The sequence below is a fragment of the Nocardia sp. NPDC052001 genome (assembly GCF_040680615.1).
GTDB lineage: Bacteria > Actinomycetota > Actinomycetes > Mycobacteriales > Mycobacteriaceae > Nocardia.
Genome location: NZ_JBFAXC010000007.1, coordinates 400,480 through 419,020 on the forward strand (window position 1 = coordinate 400,480; position 18,541 = coordinate 419,020).

At 66.1% G+C, this 18,541-nt stretch carries 17 protein-coding genes; 8 read left to right on the top strand and 9 right to left on the bottom strand.

Features of this window, described 5'->3' with window-relative positions; all coding sequences use genetic code 11:
- Window positions 1-139: 139 nt before the first annotated feature.
- Entirely contained in the window at window positions 140-655 is a 516-nt protein-coding gene (locus tag AB0L82_RS30850; protein ID WP_364643941.1) for a L,D-transpeptidase, read from the top strand.
- A gap of 55 nt (window positions 656-710) precedes the next feature.
- Here the strand turns inward: AB0L82_RS30850 and AB0L82_RS30855 are convergent, their stop codons facing one another.
- A complete protein-coding gene (locus tag AB0L82_RS30855) occupies window positions 711-1,457 on the bottom strand; it encodes an SDR family oxidoreductase (RefSeq protein WP_364643945.1) in 747 nt (248 codons plus the stop codon).
- Between the two features lie 86 nt (window positions 1,458-1,543).
- Here AB0L82_RS30855 and AB0L82_RS30860 point away from each other — a divergent pair, with 86 nt between their 5' ends.
- Entirely contained in the window at window positions 1,544-2,377 is an 834-nt protein-coding gene (locus AB0L82_RS30860) for a helix-turn-helix transcriptional regulator (protein WP_364643948.1), read from the top strand.
- Window position 2,378: 1 nt separating this feature from the next.
- Here the strand turns inward: AB0L82_RS30860 and AB0L82_RS30865 are convergent, their stop codons facing one another.
- Window positions 2,379-2,951 carry a TetR family transcriptional regulator gene (locus AB0L82_RS30865; protein WP_364643951.1) on the bottom strand — a complete coding sequence of 191 codons (573 nt, stop codon included), beginning with the start codon at window positions 2,949-2,951 and terminating at the stop codon, window positions 2,379-2,381.
- A 160-nt stretch (window positions 2,952-3,111) separates the two neighbouring features.
- Between AB0L82_RS30865 and AB0L82_RS30870 the strand changes: the two genes are divergently transcribed.
- The gene (locus AB0L82_RS30870) at window positions 3,112-4,278 is read left to right on the top strand and encodes an FAD-dependent monooxygenase (protein WP_364643953.1); all 1,167 of its coding nucleotides are present in this window, start codon (window positions 3,112-3,114) and stop codon (window positions 4,276-4,278) included.
- Window positions 4,279-4,298: 20 nt separating this feature from the next.
- On the opposite strand, the gene AB0L82_RS30875 is transcribed toward AB0L82_RS30870, so the two are convergent.
- Together AB0L82_RS30875 and AB0L82_RS30880 are read right to left on the bottom strand one after the other, a co-directional pair.
- Entirely contained in the window at window positions 4,299-4,847 is a 549-nt protein-coding gene (locus tag AB0L82_RS30875; protein WP_364643956.1) for an NADAR family protein, read from the bottom strand.
- A gap of 164 nt (window positions 4,848-5,011) precedes the next feature.
- On the bottom strand, window positions 5,012-6,217 hold the full coding sequence (locus tag AB0L82_RS30880; RefSeq protein ID WP_364643960.1) for a hypothetical protein: 1,206 nt from the start codon (window positions 6,215-6,217) through the stop codon (window positions 5,012-5,014).
- 137 nt (window positions 6,218-6,354) lie between these two features.
- On the opposite strand from AB0L82_RS30880, the gene AB0L82_RS30885 reads away from it, so the two are divergent.
- From AB0L82_RS30885 to AB0L82_RS30895, 3 genes are all read left to right on the top strand, one after another.
- Window positions 6,355-7,905 (top strand): alkaline phosphatase D family protein, encoded by a 1,551-nt coding sequence (locus AB0L82_RS30885; protein WP_364643963.1) that lies wholly within the window; start codon window positions 6,355-6,357, stop codon window positions 7,903-7,905.
- A 54-nt stretch (window positions 7,906-7,959) separates the two neighbouring features.
- Complete coding sequence (locus tag AB0L82_RS30890; protein ID WP_364643966.1) at window positions 7,960-9,219, top strand: FAD-binding oxidoreductase; 1,260 nt, start codon at window positions 7,960-7,962, stop codon at window positions 9,217-9,219.
- Window positions 9,220-9,318: 99 nt separating this feature from the next.
- Window positions 9,319-10,143 (top strand): SDR family NAD(P)-dependent oxidoreductase, encoded by an 825-nt coding sequence (locus AB0L82_RS30895; protein WP_364643969.1) that lies wholly within the window; start codon window positions 9,319-9,321, stop codon window positions 10,141-10,143.
- Window positions 10,144-10,199: 56 nt separating this feature from the next.
- Here AB0L82_RS30895 and AB0L82_RS30900 read toward each other — a convergent pair whose 3' ends face one another.
- Window positions 10,200-10,586: a MerR family transcriptional regulator gene (locus AB0L82_RS30900; protein WP_364643972.1), complete on the bottom strand. Its 387-nt coding sequence runs from the start codon at window positions 10,584-10,586 to the stop codon at window positions 10,200-10,202.
- 143 nt (window positions 10,587-10,729) lie between these two features.
- Here AB0L82_RS30900 and AB0L82_RS30905 point away from each other — a divergent pair, with 143 nt between their 5' ends.
- Complete coding sequence (locus tag AB0L82_RS30905) at window positions 10,730-11,575, top strand: hypothetical protein (RefSeq protein WP_364643975.1); 846 nt, start codon at window positions 10,730-10,732, stop codon at window positions 11,573-11,575.
- A gap of 39 nt (window positions 11,576-11,614) precedes the next feature.
- Here the strand turns inward: AB0L82_RS30905 and AB0L82_RS30910 are convergent, their stop codons facing one another.
- The 3 genes from AB0L82_RS30910 to AB0L82_RS30920 form a co-directional block, all read right to left on the bottom strand.
- Window positions 11,615-12,412 carry a ParA family protein gene (locus tag AB0L82_RS30910; RefSeq protein ID WP_364643978.1) on the bottom strand — a complete coding sequence of 266 codons (798 nt, stop codon included), beginning with the start codon at window positions 12,410-12,412 and terminating at the stop codon, window positions 11,615-11,617.
- A gap of 156 nt (window positions 12,413-12,568) precedes the next feature.
- Window positions 12,569-12,985: a cytochrome c oxidase subunit 4 gene (locus AB0L82_RS30915; protein ID WP_364643981.1), complete on the bottom strand. Its 417-nt coding sequence runs from the start codon at window positions 12,983-12,985 to the stop codon at window positions 12,569-12,571.
- Between the two features lie 13 nt (window positions 12,986-12,998).
- Complete coding sequence (locus tag AB0L82_RS30920) at window positions 12,999-13,997, bottom strand: cytochrome c oxidase subunit II (RefSeq protein ID WP_364643984.1); 999 nt, start codon at window positions 13,995-13,997, stop codon at window positions 12,999-13,001.
- Window positions 13,998-14,416: 419 nt separating this feature from the next.
- Between AB0L82_RS30920 and asnB the strand changes: the two genes are divergently transcribed.
- Complete coding sequence (asnB, locus tag AB0L82_RS30925) at window positions 14,417-16,378, top strand: asparagine synthase (glutamine-hydrolyzing) (RefSeq protein WP_364643987.1); 1,962 nt, start codon at window positions 14,417-14,419, stop codon at window positions 16,376-16,378.
- An 18-nt stretch (window positions 16,379-16,396) separates the two neighbouring features.
- On the opposite strand, the gene AB0L82_RS30930 is transcribed toward asnB, so the two are convergent.
- Window positions 16,397-18,241 (bottom strand): helix-turn-helix domain-containing protein, encoded by a 1,845-nt coding sequence (locus AB0L82_RS30930; RefSeq protein WP_364643990.1) that lies wholly within the window; start codon window positions 18,239-18,241, stop codon window positions 16,397-16,399.
- Window positions 18,242-18,541 lie beyond the last annotated feature (300 nt).

An 18,541-nucleotide genomic window follows, 5' to 3' on the forward strand; every position in this document is an offset into this window, starting at 1 on the left:
TTCTCCAGCGTGGCGATTCGGCACGAATCCTCGCTTTGCACTTATAAGATGCACTGATAGTTCCTGTGCATGACCAAAATGGTGGTCTCGAACCACCGGCGTACAGCGCTGCGCCCTGGATGAGCGAGGTTGGAACGTCATGAGCGGCAAGCAAATCCGTAATCGCACGGCCGGGATCCTCACCGGTCTGGCCTCGGCGAGTCTCGCCCTGTCGGGTACCGCCCAGGCCGAACCGCTATGGCCCGGCGGCCCCGATGTCCCCGGCGTCCCCGCCATTATTCAACCGCCGGCCCCCGCGCCGGTGGTCGCGCCCTGCACCACCGCGGGCGCCCGCGTGTGTATGAGCCTGTCCGAGAACGAGGCCTGGCTCATGGAGAACGGCAAGGTCATCTACGGCCCGACCCCCATTTCGCACGGCCGCCCGGGATTCGAGACTCCCCCCGGCGTCTTCCACGTGGCGTCCAAGAAGGAATACCACTGGTCGACCATGCACAATGCCGAGATGAAGTGGGCCGTGTTCTTCAACGGTGATATCGCCACCCATATCGGCCCGATCGAAGAGAAGTCGCACGGATGCATCCGGATGACTCCCGAGGGCGCGGAAACCCTGTACCGCTGGGTTTCCAATGGCGACATCATCGAGGTCGTCCGCTAGTTTCCGCTCTACCGGGCACTCATGGCGGCAGGTCCGCCATGGGTGCCTTTTTCGATTACCAAGGCAGTCGGCCGTATTCGACATCCGAACCCCACAGGAAACCCCAGAGCTGTCCGGACGGGCCGTCCGCTGGGAGGGTGGCCAGGTAGACGGACGGTTCGGCCCCCTGCGCGGCGGACCGGAAACCGGTGTTGTGGTTCAGATCGGTGGCGCAGTAGCCCGGGTTGGCGGCATTGACCTTGATGGGGGTCTCCCACAGTTCCTTGGCGTACATGGCGGTGACCATATTCAGCGCCGTCTTCGACGACGGATACGGAATGGACGCCATCTGCCACATCGGGCCCTCCGGATTCAGCATCATCTCCAGCGAGCCGACTTCGCTGGAGACATTCACGATGCGCGCGGCCTCGGCCCGGCGCAGCAGCGGGAGCAGCGCGTTGATGACCGCGACGACGCCGAACACATTGGTGTCGTAGACGCGCCGCAGATTCGCGAGCGAGGTGGAGGACGGTTTCCCGTCCCGATCCATACCGCCGGTGATCCCGGCATTGTTGATCAGAATGTCCAGGCTGCCGAATTCGGAATCGATCCATTCGGCGGCGCGGGCGATGGAGTCCTCGTCGGTGACGTCGAGCTGAACGAAATGCGCCTGTGCGCCTTCGGCTTTCAACGCGTCCGCGGCGGCCTGGCCGAGATCCTTATCGCGAGCCCCGAGTAGGACGGTGATGCCGCGAGCGGCGAGCTGGCGGGCGGTTTCGAATCCGATGCCCTTATTGGCTCCGGTGATGAGTGCTGTGGTCATGGACCAAGCATCGTGCCCCGACGGTGGCGGCGGGAGGACCAAGTTGTACCACCCAGTGCGACCCGCGAAGGAGGACACTCGGGACTATGGCGGATCGAAGCGCACTGGCCGAATTCCTGCGGACGCGGCGGAATCGCCTGCGGCCCAGCGATGTCGGCCTGCCCGACGGTCTCAACCGCCGCGCGGCCGGACTGCGCCGCCAGGAGGTCGCGCAATTGGCGGGGATCTCGGTGGACTACTACATCCGCATGGAGCAGGCGCGCGGGGCGAAACCCTCGCGGCAGGTGCTCTCCGCACTGGCGCGGGCGCTCATGCTGACCGTCGATGAGCGCGAGTACATGTTCCGGCTGGCCGGGGAGCATCCGCCGATCAGCGGCGGCCCCAATCGCACTGTGCCGCAGTCGGTCCGGATCATGCTCGATACGCTCGGCTCCCCCGCGTACGTGGTCGACGCCACCTACGAGATCCTGGCTTGGAATCGCTGTGCGATACCGTTCATCGGCGATCTGGACGACCATCCGGACCATGAGCGCAATATGGTGCGCTGGATGTTCCTGCAGGCCGGGGACCATCCGCAATGGTCGGACGAGTCCACCCGACGCTTCGCCCGCTCCACCGTCGCCGATCTGCGCGCCGCCTACGCGCGGTATCCCGGCAATCCGGCGCTGGCCCGGCTGGTCACCGAATTACTCGGTACCGCACCGCGTTTCGCCGATATGTGGAACTCACACGATGTCGAGGTGCGGCGCGGGCACAACAAGAGCATCGATCATCCCGACCTGGGGCTGCTCGAATTCGAATGCCAGGTGCTGCACGTCTCCGATACCGATCAGCGGATCATCGTCTACTGCGCCACCCCCGGCACCCGCACCGCCGCCGTATTCCGTGCTCTCGCAACGGAATCCCGCCCCAGTCAGTGACTCAGGGAGTCGAGGTCAGATAGCGCTGGATGGTGGGGCCGATATCGGCGATGAGCTGGTCGGGGGTGAGCGCCAGCACCGGGGGGATGCGCAGGACGTAGCGGCATAGGGCGATGCCCAGCATCTGGGTGACGATCAGCCCGGCGCGGCGGGGCGCGTCGGCGGGCTCGCCGACGCGCAGTACGGCGGGCATGACCTGTTCGGCGAAGATCTGCCGCACCCGCTCGGTGACGGAGTCATCGGTGACGGCCGAGCGCAGCAGGGTGAGCATGACCTCGTTGCCCGGCGGCACCTCCCAGATCTCCAGGAACCGGCGCACCAGCAGCTCACCGAGCGAATCCTCGGGCACCGCGGCGAGATCCGGGAGTTCCAGGCGCACGTCCACGGCGGCGGCGAACAGGCCCTCCTTACTGCCGTAGTAGCGCATGACCATGGACGGGTCGATGCCCGCGTCGGCGGCGATGGCGCGAATGGTGGCCTTGCGGACGCCGTCCTCGGCGAATCTGCGGCGCGCGGCATCCAGGATGGCGGCGCGGGTGGCGTCGGAGCGGCGCGGGGCGGGTGCTGCGGTCATGCCAACAACTGTAGGCCAACAGTCGTTGGCGCACACGATCGGAGCGGTCAGAGCGGTCAACATTTGTTGGCCAACAAGTGTTGACGTACCCGCGACCGGGGCATATCGTTCTAGTCAACAGATGTTGGCCAACAAATGTTGGCAAGATCGAGGAGTCGATATGAACGCCATCCCCGCCACCACCACGGTCGCCATCGTCGGCGCCGGCCCGGCCGGTCTCACCGCGGGCATTGCACTCGCCGACGCGGGCGTGGATGTGGTCCTGCTGGATCGGCTCGCCGAGGGCGCGAACACCTCCCGCGCGGCCGTCGTGCACGCCCGCACCCTCGAGGTGCTCGAGCGCTTCGGCATCACCGATGAGATGCGTGAACGCGGAATCGTGGTGCCGCACTTCGTCATGCGCGACGGTGAGCGCGCCATTGTCGAGATCTCTTTCGACAAGCTGCCTTCGGCGTACCCGTACACGCTCATGATCGGGCAGGAGACCACCGAGGCAATCCTGTTGGCGCGCTTGGAAAAGGCGGGCGGCAGCGTACATCGGCCCTACGAGGTCACCGGCCTCACCCAGGACGAGAACGGCGCGACCTTGAACTACACGGGTCCGGACGGCGCGGGCTCGCTGCGCGCGGACTACGTGATCGGCGCGGACGGTATGCACAGTAAGGTCCGTGAGGCCGTGAGCATCGCCTTCACCGGGGCGAGCTATCCGGAATCGTTCGTCCTGGCCGATGTTCGGATGACCTGGCCGGACGCCCGCGATCAGGTGGCGCTGCACCTGTCCCCCGAGGGCGTCACCGTCATCGCACCGCTGCCCGATGAGGCGGGCGATCGCTACCGCGTGGTGGCCACCCTGGCCGACGCACCCGAGAAGCCGAATCTGCAAGAGGTCCAAGCCATCCTGACCGCTCGCCGCCCGGCTTCGAATGTCCAGGTGCACGAGGTGCTGTGGAGCTCACGCTTCCGCGTGCACCACCGCGTGGCCGATCAGTACCGCGCGAATCGCGTCTTCCTCGCGGGCGATGCCGCCCACGTGCACAGCCCGGCGGGCGGTCAGGGCATGAACACCGGCATCCAGGACGCCGCGTTCCTCGGTGATGTGCTGGCGCGCACCGTGCACGGCGAGCCGAATCTGCTGGACACCTACGAGCAGACCCGCCGCCCGGTGGCGCTGCGCGTCGTGTCCTTCACCGATCGGGTGACTCGCATGGCGACCCTGCGCCCGGCCCCCGCGCGCCAGCTGCGAAACCTGTTGCTCAGCACGGTGACCCGCATCCCGGCGGTGCGCCGCACGCTGGCCTTCCGCATCGCCGAACTCGACAACCGCTGACCGACCCGGCCCGAGCCGGATCAGGCCACCGAGACCAGGGCTTCGCGAGCATCCATGAGCGCGAAGCCCAGCAGGTTCTCCCCGCGCCAGGTGGAAGGGTGTGCGGCGGCGGGGTTTTCGGCTCCCAGGCCGATACCCCAGATGGTGTCGCGCGGAGCCGCTTCCACGAGGACCTTGTCGCCGGTGGCAATCAGGAAGTCGCGCAAGGGTTCATGCTGGCCGAATTTGGCGATACTGCCGCGCATGACGACATCGAAGCGGTGCGCCACCCAGGTGTCCTGATCGAATCCGCGCACCTCGCGACCCAGCCGTTTGGCATCGGCGGGTGTGGCGCTGTTCAGGATCTTGGCGCGGACCTCCTCGTCACCGAACAGCCGGGCCTTCTCGCCCATCATGAAATGTTCGGCGCTGCCGTAGGTCTGGCCGTCGACGGTGAATTCCACCGGCCACCACTGGCTGAGCACCCACTTGCCGACCTCGTGCCCCGGGGTGCGGGTATGCCCCCAGAAGTAGAGAAATTCGGGTATGGCCCCGTCCGCCATCTCAGCTGTCAGCTGCGCCCTGTCCACAAAGCCCGACCCTAGCCGACCCCCGCGACACAATCCGATGCATTATTCGCCACACCGGCCGCCCCGCCGCTATACCGCGCCGCATCGCGAACACGCTCGTCATCTCCGGACCGCAGACACCACGCCCGTCATCCCGGCGCGTTTTCGGCCGGGATCCCACCGTCTCAATATGACAGCGCGCGTAGGCGATCCATGACCGCGGCGGGCGGATGATCTTCGACGCGGTAGCGCGGCGGATCGAAACCCGGGGCCGGAGTGAGGGATACGTGGGCGGCGACATCCTCCCAGGCAACCCGGAAGACCTCGCCGGTCATGGTGACCAGGCAGACGAAGTGCGCGTGCGGCAGCAGGGTGGGGACGCCGTCGGTCCACGGCGTCATGGTGTGTTCGGTGCCGTCGGGCGCGCGCACGTGCATGACCTCGCTGACGGCCTCCTCTCGATAGCGGTCCGCGCGCAGGTATTCGGTTTGAATGCGGTACGCGTGCGCGGCCAGCTGCGCTTCGGCGCTGCGCAGCGCGGACCACGCCGGATGCCCCTGCGGCACCTGGAGCGGCACCAGATCGCCCTCGGCGTCCACGGTGTAGGGCAGCGGGGTGAGCGGGCGTAGCGCCTCGTCATATTTGTTCGCGGCCATCTCCAGGAAGGCCGGGAGCTGCTCATCGGAGGGGTCCAGCACCACGAACATGCCGAGGTGCCCGGGCATCAGCACGATCGGCCGGGTGCCGGTGCGGGTCGCGACCCCGGCCAGCCACCCCGCCACCAGCGGTAGCGAGCCGACATAGCTCTCGCCCTCGTCATCGGCGAATTCCAGCACCCGGGTAGTGGTGGTGGGCTCGAACGCGGCGAGCGTATTCATCGCCAGCCCGGCCATATTCACGTGCGCCGCGCGGAATACCTGTTCGGCGTCCACACCCCAGCGCTCCAGATCGAGCGTATTGACGAAATGCATGGTGGCGGGCATATCGATCACGACCAACTCGATCAGATACGGCAGCGCGGGCCGCCACACCATCACGTCCTGGCCCTCGAATCCCTCCAATTCGATGCGGGAACGCTCGGACCCGCGCAGTACCGGGCGCAAGCGCCCCGCCACCGCATCCCAGGTGTCGGGCGCGCTCTCGGTGAGGTACTCCCCCATCAAATCGTCGACGCGGCGCCGGCGTTCGGCGTCCGGCTGCCCCTGACAGCGTTTGTACAAGGTGTCCAGCGGTAATTTGCCGTGCCCGGACTCGCGGAAGCGGAAACGCACTTCGAAAGCGGCGGCGTCGAACTCGGCGGATTCGATGCCCTCGTAGCCGAGGACTTGCGCAAGCACCTTCTCCCCGAACCGATTTCGCGCCGACCCGAACACCCCTCCCAGAAAACTCATGTTCCGGACTATACGGAGCGGGACCGACAATCGGTCCAGCTCGCGACGCCGCGACACGCCGCTCCGTAGCCGAGCATTCGCGGACCGGTCCGGCACAGTTCAGCTGATGTTGAGCTAGCTGATGAAAGGTCGGCCACATGGCTATACATCTCTCGCGGCGCACCCTACTGCGCACCTCGGCCGCCGGACTGATCGTCGCTCCGGCGCTCGCGGCGTGCTCGTCGAATGATGGTCCCGCCCTGGTCAAGCAGCGACCGAAGCTGACGCACGGCGTGGCGGTCGGCGACCCCCGCTCGGACGGCGCACTCATCTGGGCGCGCTCGGATCAGCCCGCCAAGCTCATCGTGGAGACCGCTGCCACCGAATCCTTCAAGGACGCAAAGCGTTTCGAAGGCCCCATGCTGACCCCCGATACCGACGGCACCGGCCGGGTGCGGGTGAACGGCCTGCCCGCCGGACAGCAGGTGCACTATCGCGTCACCCTCGAGGGCGATGCCACCTCCGAACCCGTCACCGGTGTCTTCCGCACCGTGCCGACCGGTGCCTCGGATATCAAACTGCTGTGGTCCGGCGATGTGGTCGGCCAGGGTTACGGCATCAATCCCGACCTCGGCGGAATGAAGATCTTCTCCGCCATGGCCGCGCGCGATCCGCATTTGTTCATTCATTCCGGCGATTCCATCTACGCGGACGGTCCGCTCAAGGAATCGGTGACGCTGCCGGACGGCCGGATCTGGCGCAATACCGTCTCCGAGGCGAAAAGCGCTGTGGCGCAGACCCTGGATCAGTTCCGCGGTAATTTCGCCTACAACTTCACCGACGAGAACTATCGCCGCTTCAATTCCTCGGTGGCGCAGATCGTGCAGTGGGATGACCACGAGACGGTCAACAATTGGTACCCGGGCGGACAGGTCGGCCCGACCAAGGGGTACACCGAACGCAGTATGGATGTGCTCGCCACCCGGTCCTGGCAGGCATTTCACGAGTGGATGCCGGTGGAGCCCAAGGAGGCCGTGGACGGGCGGCTGTATCGCAAGATCTCCTACGGACCGCTGCTGGATGTCTTCGTACTGGATATGCGCACGTACAAGGACACCAATGACGAGAATCGCTCGCCCGATGGCAAGATCTTCGGCGCGGCCCAAACCCAATGGCTCATCGGCGCTCTGCAGGATTCCAAGGCGACCTGGAAAATCGTCGCCAACGACCTGCCGCTCGGAGTGGTCGTGAAAGATGGTGAACAGCCTGATCGCACCGCTTTCGAGGGTCCGGCGAACAATGATCCGGGCGCGCCGTCGGGGCGTGAGACCGAGATCGCCAAGGTGCTCTCATCCATCAAGGCCAACAAGGTTTCCGGCGTCGTCTGGCTCACCGCGGATGTGCATTACACCGCCGCGCACCACTATTCGCCCGAGCGCGCCGCGTTCCAGGACTTCGACGAATTCTGGGAATTCGTCTCCGGGCCGTTGAACGCCGGCGCCTTCGGCCCGAATCCGCTCGATGGAACCTTCGGTCCGGAAGCCGTTTTCGTGCACGCTCCCCCGGTGCAGAACGCCTCCCCGCTGGACGGCGCCTACCAGCATTTCGGCGAGCTCAGCATTGACGGCAAGTCCCGCGAACTCACAGTGAATCTGTGCGACGCGACCGGAAACGTGCTGTTCACACAGCGTCTCACGCCCGCACACTGAGGCGGTGGTCCAAGTACGAGCAGGACGGGCTCGACTATGGTTAGCTGTAGCGCCATGAGCACGTCCTTCTCCACCCTCCCGGCCGAGTTCCTGCCGCGCGACACCGCGGATGTGGTTCGCACCGTTCGGGATTCGCGCAAATCGACGAAACCGCTGATCATCCGCGGTGGGGAGCGACCGGACGAAGAGCTCGCACTGCCCGAACAGGGCACCGTGCTCTCACTGCGCAAGATGAACCGGGTCCAGGTCGTGGACGCCGACGCCCGCACCGTGCGGGTACAGGCGGGCGCACGCCTGTCCGATATCGACCGCACCCTGGGCGCACACGGTTTGGGCCTGCCCATCGTCGGCGACCACCGGGATATCACCGCGGGCGGTTTCGCGGCGGTCGGCGGGCTCAGCGCCGCCTCGCATCGCTTCGGCATGTTCAGCGATAACGTCGTCGAGGTCGAATACGTCGATCAGGACGGGCGTTTCGGCACCTGCGGGCGCAATCACCACACCGAGCGCTTCCACAAGATCCTGGGCGGCGGCGGGCGCACCGGCATCATCACCGCGCTCACCCTCGGGGTGACCGAGGTGGACAAGGACCGCACCTGGCTCACCACGGACGCGCATCGCTTCCTGGACTTCGACACCTTCGTGGAGCAGGCGTACAAGGAGATTCAGTCACCCGGTGAGGCCATGCTCCAGGTCGGGCGCTGGGTGGACACCGCACCGCTGAAGGTGGCGCGGCCGGTCGGCACCGGCACCGTGCAGCTCGGCACGGTGCGCTTCGGGCAGTGGTCGAGCCTGCATCCGACCGCGCCGAATCTGTCGCTGCGCGCGCGGCGCGAGGTCGGCTCGCGGGCTCGAAAGTCGCTGGGCGCCATCGCCGCATCGGCGGGCGGGCGCGCCGGTATGCCGGTACGCAATGCCGCGGCGGGTGCGCTCATGTTCGCTCCGAAGGTGCTGACGCTGCGCGATGCGGAGTACCTGGCCGATACGGTCATCAGTTCCTCCGAACGTGGTTCGGCATACCGCATCTCGGTCTTCGCGCCGATGTCGACCTATCCCAGGGTCTTCCACAAGCTGCACGATCTGTTCTCCGGGCATCGCGAGCAAACCGGTTGCTTCACCGTGATTTCCGCGCTCACCTACGGGGTGCGCTCGCACTACCTGCGCGAACTCGATAACGAAGATCATGGCTTCATCACCTTCACCTGCCGGTTGCGCCCGGCCGCGCTGCCCTCGGAACTGTTGCGGGACATCGTGTCCTCGATCGATGAAATCTGCCTGGCCGAACGCGCCCGGCGTTATGACCCGACCGATTAGAATGTGTTCCGCCGCACCGCCAGCAATCGGCTAGCAGCCGGGTGGTGCGGACGGTATCGGTACTGTCGGCGGGGTATCGGTGCATGGTTCGGCTCATTCATGACTGAAGGTTGCCTGTCCATGATGGAATTCCGCACTGCTCGCCGTCCGCGTCCCACCGTCGATTCGATCGCGGGCAAACGCATCGTGATCACCGACGCCTGCTCCGAAATAGGCCGGGCCACAGCGCGATTACTCGCCTCCCACGGCGCAGAGGTGCTCCTCGTCGCGCGCCGCGGGAGTCAATTGGCCGCCGATTGCGCCGATATCATCGAGGCCGGTGGGCGCGCGCACTGGAATCGCTGCGATCTGTCCGCACTCGGCGATGTGGATCAGCTGGTCGAATGGCTGCGCACCGATTTCGACAGCATCGATGTGCTGATCAATAACGCGGGCCGCCCATCCCGCCGTCCCGTGCTGCAATCGCTGGATCGCTTCAGCGATTACCAGCGCACCATGGCCGCCAACTACTTCGGCCCGCTCCGGCTGACCCTGGGCCTGCTGCCCGCCATGCTCGCGGGCGGTTCCGGTCATGTGGTGAATGTCGGCCCCTGGAGCCTGACCACCGGCGCCGCACCGAATTTCGCGTCCTATGCCAGCTCGCAGGCGGCCTGGACCACCTTCGGGCAGTGCGCCGACGCCGAACTCTCCCCGCGCGGGATTCACGTCACCGCCGTGCACTATCCGGCCTTCCGCATCGACGCCACCGCGCCGACCTACTTCACCGAACAACCGGTGCTGGACGCGAGCGAGGCGGCGCACTGGATCGAAACCGCCATCCGCACCCGGCCCGCCCAGCTCCAACCCCGTTTCCCCCGCGCCCTTTTGGGCCTCGCGGGCATGTCACCCCGCACCACCCGGCTGAAACACGCCCTCGGCATCTGAGCCAGCTCCACTCGATGAGGGGAGACGGGGTGCCGGGCAGTGCGGCACCCCGCCTTTCAGCCCACCCGCAGGGACCGCTCGATGTCCTTGCGGCGCACCGTCGCGAGATATTCGGCGACAGCGGCGCGGCTGTGTTCCAACGCCGCGATGCGCGCGGTCATGCGGTCGTACTCCTGCTCCAGGGTCGCCAGCATCTCCGGGGTGGGATTCTCGAAATGGATATCGCGCGGCGCTTTCAAGCACGGCAGAATCTGCTTGATGATCCGCACCGGCAACCCCGCCGCGAGCAGGCCCCGAATCTGCAGCACGCGATCCACGTTCGCCTCGTCATAGCTGCGATAACCGTTCGCGCACCGATCCGAGGCGATCAGACCCTGCTCCTCGTAATACCGCAGCAGACGGGGCGGGGTGTCGGTCAGCCGCGACAGCTCTCCAATGCGCATGCCGTCCATAACAACGGGACGGGCACAAATGTTCTGCGCGGCCCCGAATCGTCTATCTGTAGGCTCGCGAAGGAGGTTTCCGGGCACGCCCCGCTCTGCGGCACCGCGCGTCGCCCACCAGCCCACCGGTCGGAGGTAGCGCCTTGTCCAGCACAGTGATCCGGTCGCGTTCCGCGGGCGTCTCCGGCCATCTCCTGGTCGCCCTCGTCGCCCTGGCTGTGGCTCTGAGCCTGGCCCTGGTCATCGCGCCGCGTACGCTCGCGGCGAGTGGCTCGGCCGATTTCTCCGATGAGAACGCCCTGCGAGATGCGTTTCGGAAGGCGTTTGCCGAGTACTGGGCGTCCGGGTCCGGGGATTTTCCGGCGAGCCTGCAACATACGGTCGACTATTGGTTCCGGTATCACATCGCCAAGGCCGTGATCGCCGGGCTGCTGCTGATAGTGCTTGTCGCGCTGGCGGTTCTGCTCTGGAAGGCATTTCTGCGGGCCGCCGAGCTCGGCGCCGGAATCAGCGCCGCGCTCGCCACCGCCGGAACGTTCGTGACCCTGCTGGCGCTCTTCGCGCTGCTGACCGTGATGGCGAATCTCCAGGGCGTGGCAGCACCTTTCGCATCCCTGCTGCCCATGCTGCCGGTCGGCGACTCCGGCGGCGATCTCGCGCCCACCCTGCATCAGATCCGGCAGGACCTGGCCGAGGACCGGATCACTCCCGCCCTGCGCGTGATGATCGACGACTTCGGCAGATATCACGCCGCCATGGCCGTGATCGCCGCGACCACCGGTGTCATCGCGATCGTGGCGAGCGCACTGTGCTGGCGCGCCTTCGCCCGAACAACCGGGTCCGACAAGCGAACCCGGCGCACCCTGGCCGCATTCGCCACGCTCGCAACCGTGTTATCACTGGCCGCCATCACCATCGCGGTGGTCAACACGGCCACCGCCGCGGACTCCCCACCCGCCCTGACCGCCTTCTTCGACGGCGGCTGGTGATCACCTCACCCGTTCCCGTACACCCGATCCGATCGAAGTCTACGTAGTCGCGGGTTGCCCGGTGCGGGCGATCAATTCGGCGGCCAGGGCGCGGTACTGGTCGGCGCCTTGGGATTTGGGGGCCCAGGTGGTTACCGGTTCGCCGGCGAGGGTGGCGTCGGGGAAGCGGACGGTGCGGGAGATCTGGGTGTCGTAGACGCGGTCGCCGAAGACTTCTTTGACTCGGGTGAGGACTTGGCGGGAGTGCAGGAGGCGGCCGTCGAACATGGTGACGACGATGCCCGATAGGTGTAGGCGGGGGTTCAGGCGGTCGCGGACCTTTTCCATGGTGTCGGTGAGCAGGGCCAGGCCGCGCAGGGCGAAGTATTCCGGTTCCATGGGGATGATGACGCCGTCGGCGCACGCCAGGGCGTTGACGGTGAGCAGACTCAGCGACGGCTGGCAGTCGATGAGGATGTAGTCGTAGCGGTCGCGGATGGGGTCCAGGACGCGGGCCAGGCATTGTTCGCGGCCGACCTCGTTGACGAGCTGGATTTCCGCGGCGGAGAGGTCGATATTGCTCGGGAGCAGGTGCATGTTCTCGACGCCGGTCTTCATCAGCACCTCGTCGACCGAGGGCGCGTTCCGGCTGAGCAGGTCGTAGATGGTCAGCTCGAGGTCGTTGACGTATACGCCCAGCCCGGCCGACAGCGCGCCCTGCGGATCGAGATCGACCAGCAGCACGCGCAGTCCGGTCTCGGCGAGCGCCGCTCCTAGATTGATGGTCGAGGTCGTCTTCCCGACCCCACCCTTCTGGTTGCACAGGGCCACGATCTGCGCTTCAGAGGTTGCCAACATGTTGCCAGGCTAGCCCCGTAGGCTCCGGACCCGGTGCTGCGACGCGTGAGTGTTTACTCACGAAATACCGCCCGCACCGGCCGAGTACGCGGACAACGCGACGCGCCCCACCGGAATCCGGTGGGGCGCTTCATAGTTCGACTCGATACCGCCGAATCAGTGCTTTTCGGGGCCGAGGTGGTACTCGAACACCAGACCGCCCGCGGCGACCAGGATGCAGACCACGCCGACGCCGATCAGCCAGTACTGGAAGAAGGCGAAGCCCAGGGCGGTGATGGAACCCGCGCCCGCGAGCAGGATGGGCCAGAACGAACCGGGCGAGAAGAAGCCCAGGTCGCCTGCGCCGTCCACGATTTCGGCCTCTTCATAGTCTTCCGGACGCAGGTCCAGTCGACGGGCGACGAAGCGGAAGTAGGTGCCAACGATCAGCGCCAGACCCGCCGTCAGCACGATGGCGGTGGTGCCGGCCCATTCGACGCCGGTGCGCGACTGGGCGGTGAAGTAGGCGTAGACGACGCCCACGATCGCGAAAAAGACCGCGAGCAGTTCGAAGATGCGAGCTTCGACCTTCATGTCAGTTCATCCCTCACTTGACTTCGGAGGCGAGTTCGTTGCCACGCGCATCGCGCTTGGTGTTGAACGGCTTGGTGGTGGTCGCCACCGGCGACTGCCCGATGGACTCCAGCGCCGCCGCGTTGGTCTTGCCATCCTTGCGCGCATCCAGGTACTTCTGGAAGTTCTCCGGCGAAACCGCGCGAACCTCGAAGTTCATCATGGAGTGGAAGGTGCCGCACATCTCGGCGCAACGGCCGACGAACGCGCCTTCCTTCTCGATCTTGGTGATCTGGAAGATGTTGTCCGAGTTGTTCTGCTTCGGGTTCGGCATGACGTCCCGCTTGAACAGGAACTCCGGCACCCAGAAGGAGTGGATGACATCCGCCGCGGCCAGCTGGAACTCGATGTTCTTACCGGTCGGCAGGACCAGGACCGGGATCTCGTTCGAGGTGCCGACGGTCTCGATCTTGTCGTAGTTCAGGTACGAGATGTCATTCGCGGGCAGACCGTTGTTCGGGCCGGGTTGCGGGTGACCGTCCTCGGTGCGCTCCGCGTACTCGTCCTTGATCTGCTGGTTCATGTCCTGACGGACGTGATCGACACCGTCGTATACCGGAGCGCCGCCCTTGAGGTCGACCTTCTGGTAGCCGAACTTCCAATTCCACTGGAACGCGGTCACATCGACCACGACATCGGGATCGGAGACCTTCTCGTGCACGTAGTTCTGCACCACCACGGTGAAGTAGAACAGCACCGCGATGATCACGAACGGAGCGGCCGTGTAGCTCAGCTCCAGCGGCACGTTGTAACCGGTCTGCCGCGGGAACTCCGGGGAGTCCGCCTTCTTGCGGTGGAACGCGATCGTCCAGAAGGTCAGACCCCACACGATCACACCCATCACCAGAGCGGCGATGACGGACCAAGTCCACAGCTCGCGCATCCGGGTGGCCTGCGGCGTGACGCCCGAGGGCCAACCGAATCGAAGCCACGGGTTGTCGATCGAGCATCCGGAGACGAGCATCGCGGTCATCCCCAAGGACACCGCCAGCCCGGCCCGTCGAAGGATGCGGCCCCGCCGACCCTGGGCGGGTCGTGCCCCTATCGCTTCGCTCGCCTTGTGCGCCACGCTCAACGCCTTCCTGGTCGTCTATTCGACTGGCATCGCCCGGGCTCCCTACCGCCGGGCGACACAACTACAGCACGCTGGGAACCTCTGAGACCGTTCGCGCGCAACGCAGGATCGGCCCCGGGAGTTCCCGAGTACTACGCAGCGTAGACCAAACCGGGCACACCATTGTGATGGGGTCGGCTTCGACACTCCGAGAACCTCATAACCCGTGGATACGGCCTCTGGCGGCGCGATCAACGCGCGTGCGGCATACTCGGACAGTACGTTTCGCGTATCGACGCGCGACTCTCCTTGACTCCGGAAACGAGGTTCTGCCCGCAGTGTGTGGACTGCTCGGATTTCTGACGGCTCAGACGGCGACCACCCCGGATGGGCGGACGGTCGAGACCACGGCGGCGCAGGTGTACGAGGCGCTGCACTGCCAGCGGCACCGCGGCCCCGATGAGAAGGGCACCTGGAACGACGATCGGATGATCTTCGGCTTCAATCGCCTCTCCATCATCGATATCGAGCATTCGCATCAGCCGCTGCGCTGGGGCCCGCCGGAGAACAGGGAGCGGTACGCGCTCACCTTCAACGGCGAGATCTACAACTATCTCGAACTGCGCGAGGAGTTGAAGGCGGCGCACCAGGCCGAATTCGGCGATGAGCCGATGTTCGCGACCGAGGGCGACTCCGAGGCGATCGTCGCGGCCTTCCACTACTGGGGAGCCGAGGCCGCCAAACGCCTGCGCGGCATGTTCGCCTTCGCCATCTGGGATACCGAGACCGGCAAACTGTTCATCGCGCGCGATCCGTTCGGCATCAAGCCGCTGTTCCTGGCCACCGGGCCCGGCGGCACCGCGTTCGCGAGTGAGAAGAAGAGCCTGCTGGAACTGCTTCCGGCGCTGGAGCTTTCCGACGACCTCGATCCGCGCGCGCTCGAGCACTACACGGTGCTGCAGTACGTGCCCGAGCCCGAGACGCTGCACAAGAACATCCGCCGCCTCGAATCCGGTTGCTACGCCTGGATCGAACCGGGCCAGAAGCCGCGCTTCACCCGCTACTTCAATCCACAGTTCCGGGTGCGGCCGTTCGGCGCCGCGAATACCCGGTACAAGGAGATCGCGGCGGCGCTGGAGGATTCGGTCGCCAAGCATATGCGCGCCGATGTGACCGTCGGCTCGTTCCTGTCCGGCGGTATCGACTCCACCGCCATCGCGGCGCTGGCGATTCGGCACAACCCGAATCTGCTGACCTTCACCTCGGCGTTCGAGCGCGAGGGGTACTCCGAGGCCGATGTGGCCGCCGAGACCGCCGCCGCGATCGGCGCGAAGCATTTCATTCGCATGGTGACGCCGGAGGATTTCGCCAACGCCATCCCCGAGATCGTCTGGTACCTGGACGAACCCGTCGCCGACCCGGCGCTGGTGCCGCTGTACTTCGTCGCCAAGGAAGCCCGCAAGCACGTCAAGGTGGTGCTGTCCGGCGAGGGCGCGGATGAGCTGTTCGGCGGTTACACCATCTACCGGGAACCGCTCTCGCTCAAGCCGTTCGAGTATCTGCCCAAGAGCGTGCGCAAACTCGCGGGCCTGCTGTCGGACCGTATTCCGGAGGGCACCCGCGGTAAGAGCCTGCTGCATCGCGGCTCGCTCAAGCTGGAGGACCGCTACTACGGCAATGCCCGCAGCTTCAATGACGCCCAATTGCGTTCGGTACTGCGGGAATTCCGCCCGGAGTGGACGCATCAGGATGTCACCGGACCCATCTACGGCGTGCAGGACCGCGCCATGGATCCGGTCGCGCGCATGCAGCATCTGGACCTGTTCACCTGGTTGCGCGGCGATATCCTGGTCAAGGCCGACAAGATGACCATGGCCAATTCGCTCGAATTGCGGGTCCCCTTCCTCGATTCCGAGGTCTTCAAGGTCGCCGAGCAGATCCCGTTCGAACAGAAGATCACCAAGGAGACCACCAAATACGCGCTGCGCCAGGCACTGGAGGGCATCGTCCCGCCGCATGTGCTGCACCGCGCGAAGCTGGGTTTCCCGGTGCCGCTGCGGCATTGGCTGCGCGGTCCGGAACTGTTCGACTGGGCGCGTCAGCAGATCGCCGACTCCGGCACCGATCACCTGCTGAACAAGCCCGCGATCCTGGCCATGCTGGAAGCGCACCGCACCGGCCCGATCGATCATTCGCGGCGACTGTGGACGCTGCTGGTGTTCATGGTGTGGCACGGCATCTTCGTCGAGGACCGCATCAAGCCGGAGATCCAGGAGCCGGTGTACCCGGTCAGCCTCTGAGCCGACGGGGGCAGGCGCTCACCCGGTGAGCTTCTGCCCCACCCGGATTCCGTACGCCTGGATCTTGCGATAGAGCGAGGACCGGGCGATCCCGACCAGCACCGCGGCATCGCGCCGATTCCCGCCGGTCTGGATGAGCGCCCGCACGATGGCACTGCGCTCGGCCGCCTCGATGGGCGTGAGCCTGCGCCCACCGGAGACGAAACAGGTCTCGGGCAGATCCTCGGCCCGCAGATCCCCCACCGGCCGCCGAGTCAGCGCCGTGCGCAACGCTTCTCGCAGTTCGGCGACATTTCCGGGCCAGTCGTGGCCGAGCAGCACCCGCAAGGTCGCGGGTGTGCACGCCACGGTCCGGCGCGGCGCGAGCACGCCGAGCAGATGCGAAACCAGTTGCGGCAGATCATCGATGCGATGCCGCAGCGGGGGGACGGTGACCGAGATGTCGAAATGTCGCAGTACGGAATCCAATTGCGCGTGTGGATCCCGGCCACAAGCCCGCCGGGATGACGGGGTTGAATCCTCGGCGGCGTCGTCCGAAACCGCGTGCGCGCGGTCGGTGTTCGTGTTCGCCATGGTGGCGGCCAGCCAGCCCTGCCCGGCCCGGTCGTCGAGAATGCGGTCCACATCGTCGTAGTCGCCGGGGAATTCGTCGAGGTGGGCCAGGACCAGGGTGGGCAGGCGGGCGGCTTCGAGCCCCTTGAGGATCTGGGTGACCGGATCGGCGCGGCAGTCGATGACGACCAGGGGGCGGGTCGGGAAGGCGCGGCGGTGGGCGGCGGTGAGCAACGCCAGTTTGCCGCTGCCGGATTCGCCGGTGAGGACCACGGGAGACCCGGTGTGCGCGGCATCGACCACTTCGCCGGTGACGCGACGCCAGGGTGCGGAATCACCCGGGATCTCCGGTATGCCTATGGATTTCACCGGGGTGCGGCGAGCGGTCGATTCCGGTGCGGTGAGATCGACCCGCAGCACCACCCCGGCAATGTCCGTCCCGACGGCCACTGTCTCGGGGCGCACCCGTGCGGTGCGGCCGGTGGGCAGTTCCACATCGAGCACCATGCTGTCGCGCAATCCGCTGAGCCCGGAGGCGATTTCGCGGATGTATGCCTTTTCCTGGGGCAGCAGTTGCTGATTGGCGCGGGTATCGCTCATGAACACGTCACCGCCGAGGGAGACCACCGGCCCGCGCGCGGTGCGGCTGACCCGCAGGAAATGTTCGAGCACCGCCTGCTGATGCACCGATCCGCTGGCGCGCAGCTCGATTTCGATATTCCGCGCCGCCTGCTGGGCGAGCGAATGCATGAACGGGCTGGCGTCGGTGGCCAGGCAGCTCAGATCGAGCACGCCCTGCACCAGCCCGGTCAGCGGATCGCGGATCGGCGCACCCGCGCAGGCGAAGACGGTGATGTTCTCCGCGAAATGCTCATGGCCGGTAATGAATACGGCTTTACCCGAGGCCAGCGCGGTGCCGACCCCGTTGGTGCCGACCTCACCCTCGCTGTAGTTGAAGCCGGGCGCGAAGAACACGGTGTCGAATCGCCCGCCCAGCAGGCGATGGTTGTCGCGCCGCAGCAGCACGCGCGAATTGCGGTCGGTGAGCGCGATACTCACCGGGAGATCGCTCAATTCCAGTTCGAGGCGGTCGATTACGGGCAGCGCGCACTGGACGAACCGGCTCTGTAGATCGAGATCGCCCACGTAGCCACGATCCAGCACATTCGACAGATCGCTGACACCCGCCTCGGCCGATCGCCGCCAGGATGCCGACACCAGACCGGACACCCCGTCCACGGGGAGATCGCCCGAGCTGAGGAAGCTTTCGCGCGCACGCACGACCGGGATGCTGTGGCCGGCCAGACTCACGGGTGCCCCTCTCGCCGTAGTTTGCTGCCTTCCACCTTCAAGTGTCCCAAAGTGGGACATCGTATCCGGGTGATTCCACCTGAAACTGATGACACCAACGACTGTGACCACAGCCGCTGACGGATACGTGCCCCATTCGGCTGTGGCACCTGTTGGAGTGCCCACCCGCCCCGGCCATCGGTGCCAGTGTTGTCACCCGTGACCTACCGCCCAAGGTTCGCGTCAGGGTCGGGGCTGGTGGTGCGGCGCTGATTGAGACAGCGCAGGTCAACCCGCTGAGCACGGCAAGCGGCCGTACTC

Coding starts and splice junctions, on each gene's coding strand:
- AB0L82_RS30850 (WP_364643941.1), top strand. CDS start 140: ATGAGCGGCAAGCAAATCCGTAATCGCACGGCCGGGATCCTCACCGGT.
- AB0L82_RS30855 (WP_364643945.1), bottom strand. CDS start 1,457: ATGACCACAGCACTCATCACCGGAGCCAATAAGGGCATCGGATTCGAA.
- AB0L82_RS30860 (WP_364643948.1), top strand. CDS start 1,544: ATGGCGGATCGAAGCGCACTGGCCGAATTCCTGCGGACGCGGCGGAAT.
- AB0L82_RS30865 (WP_364643951.1), bottom strand. CDS start 2,951: ATGACCGCAGCACCCGCCCCGCGCCGCTCCGACGCCACCCGCGCCGCC.
- AB0L82_RS30870 (WP_364643953.1), top strand. CDS start 3,112: ATGAACGCCATCCCCGCCACCACCACGGTCGCCATCGTCGGCGCCGGC.
- AB0L82_RS30880 (WP_364643960.1), bottom strand. CDS start 6,217: ATGAGTTTTCTGGGAGGGGTGTTCGGGTCGGCGCGAAATCGGTTCGGG.
- AB0L82_RS30885 (WP_364643963.1), top strand. CDS start 6,355: ATGGCTATACATCTCTCGCGGCGCACCCTACTGCGCACCTCGGCCGCC.
- AB0L82_RS30890 (WP_364643966.1), top strand. CDS start 7,960: ATGAGCACGTCCTTCTCCACCCTCCCGGCCGAGTTCCTGCCGCGCGAC.
- AB0L82_RS30895 (WP_364643969.1), top strand. CDS start 9,319: ATGACTGAAGGTTGCCTGTCCATGATGGAATTCCGCACTGCTCGCCGT.
- AB0L82_RS30900 (WP_364643972.1), bottom strand. CDS start 10,586: ATGCGCATTGGAGAGCTGTCGCGGCTGACCGACACCCCGCCCCGTCTG.
- AB0L82_RS30910 (WP_364643978.1), bottom strand. CDS start 12,412: ATGTTGGCAACCTCTGAAGCGCAGATCGTGGCCCTGTGCAACCAGAAG.
- AB0L82_RS30915 (WP_364643981.1), bottom strand. CDS start 12,985: ATGAAGGTCGAAGCTCGCATCTTCGAACTGCTCGCGGTCTTTTTCGCG.
- AB0L82_RS30920 (WP_364643984.1), bottom strand. CDS start 13,997: ATGACCGCGATGCTCGTCTCCGGATGCTCGATCGACAACCCGTGGCTT.